Here is a 1,973-nt window from a genome sequence, read left to right on the forward strand (position 1 = left end):
TAAAATACCATAAAGAACAGCACTTACTTCAAAGGAGTCACCTAGATCCAAAAATTCTATTGTACCATTATATTTTTCCACTACCCTTGTAACACTATGTATGCCAATTCCACTTTGCTTATAATGACGTTTGCTGCTCAATGCAATGTTTGCCTTTTTTATTTCTTTACTATTGCAGATTTTTAAAATCAAAGTATGTTCTTTATAAATGATATTCACAGCAATCCATCTTTTTGAAGCTTCTATTTTTTCACATGCCTCTATTGCATTATCCAGGAGGTTTCCTAATAATATCCCGGCAGCGCTATAGTCCAGATTCATTTGCTTGGGTACTAATACCGAGGCTTCTGTTGCGATATGCCTTTTCTGGGCATTACGAAGTTTATTATTCAAAATAGTGTTGACAATTATATTTGCAGTGTATATGGTTTTTTCTCCTTCGTCTAATTCACCAATGATCTTTTGAAATTCTTTTTTAAAATCTACATTTGCTTTCTCTATTGCATAAAGGGCAATCAGACGATTTTTTAAATCATGTTTTATTTCTTGTACCTTTTTATTTCCTGCTTCGATTTCACGATAATACTGTTCCTTCATCTTCACTTCTTGCAGAAGGAGTTCATTTTTATAATTATCAGCTATTACAATACTTAACTTGTGAAAAATAGCAAATGTCAGTATGTTTGTTAATAATACTAATAAAATAATTGCCAAGCATAGTACATTTCCGGTTAAATTATCATAGGTTCCAGTTAAATATATTGCCATACAACTAATAAATACGCTGGAAAGAGGTATTAAAAAAAGTAATAGGCTCATCTGTTTTGATAAATTTGGTAACTGAATTGCCCAACTATGGCATATAGCCCGAACCAGAAGATATCGAATAAATTCACAAATCAGCACGGAAATATAAAAAGATATTTCCATGCTGATTTGTGTTTCAAGTCGGAGTGTCAATAAAAATCCTATAGGCTCTGACACAAATCCCAAACCAATGTATAAAATCGGTAGAATTATATAATATAAACGAGAATACGAAAAAGATAAACTGTACAGGTATATCATACAGATACTACATAATAAATTGATAGTTGGATTTTTATACATGTTTACTATACTTGTAGTAATTGTACAAAAAAGAAATAGAAAAATCAGTTTATAGCGATCAACTTTTCGTTCTTGACTGAAACATTGCAAATATTTTTCTAATATCCCAAAATCTAAGCAATTCGTTAAGCATATAAAAAAGAAAGATTTCATAACTGCTCCTTTAGGAATTGTAAATGACGTAGTTTAATTTCCTGTCGATAGGCCCGTCCAACATGGAGAGTATTTCCATTTTTTAACAGAAGTTCATCACGTACCACCTGTACTATTTCGGAAAGATTCACAATACATGCCACTCGAATAGATGCAAACATACGCTTATCTAATTGTGACCATATCTCATCTAAATTTTTGTTACATTGATATATATCCCCTGTATTGGTGTGTATAAGGGCTTTTCTTCCAAGTTTTTCTATATATACAATGGATTGGCAAGGGATACTGTAGCTATTTTTACGATAGCTAAAGACAAAATTTACTTTAGCCATACATAAGAAATCACATGCTTTATGAAGCACTTTGCTGAAATTCTCAAAAGAAACCGGTTTTAAAATGAAATCAAAAGTCACAACTTCAAAAACATCATAAACATATTTAGAAAAACTTGTAAGAAAAACGATAAGGGAATGGGGAGAGTCTTGCCGTAATTTTTTAGCAAGTTCCAATCCTGACATCTCTCCCATTTCAATATCCAGGATATAAACATCAAAATCCAACTCCTGTTTTTTCTTATAAGAGTATAATTCCTCTGCGCTAAAAAATACTTCATAGTCAAATGAAATGTCTGATATCTTATCCAAATATTCTTCTAATTCTTCAATGATGGCAGGCTCATTGTCGCAAATAGCTAAATTTAGCATATA

The 1,973-nt window shown here is 31.4% G+C and carries 2 protein-coding genes; both read right to left on the reverse strand.

Annotated elements, in window-relative coordinates:
• Positions 1-1,263 (reverse strand): sensor histidine kinase (locus I2D69_RS19595; protein WP_117846391.1); only part of this gene is annotated, 1,263 nt, incomplete at its 3' end.
• Positions 1,260-1,973, reverse strand: a 714-nt coding sequence (locus I2D69_RS19600; RefSeq protein ID WP_139148872.1) for a LytTR family DNA-binding domain-containing protein, incomplete at its 5' end; no start/stop codon positions are given. The genes I2D69_RS19600 and I2D69_RS19595, both read right to left, overlap by 4 nt.

Origin of the sequence: Ruminococcus sp. D54t1_190329_F1, from assembly GCF_015551645.1 — a bacterium.
GTDB classification, from domain to species: Bacteria; Bacillota; Clostridia; order Lachnospirales; family Lachnospiraceae; genus Blautia_A; species Blautia_A faecis.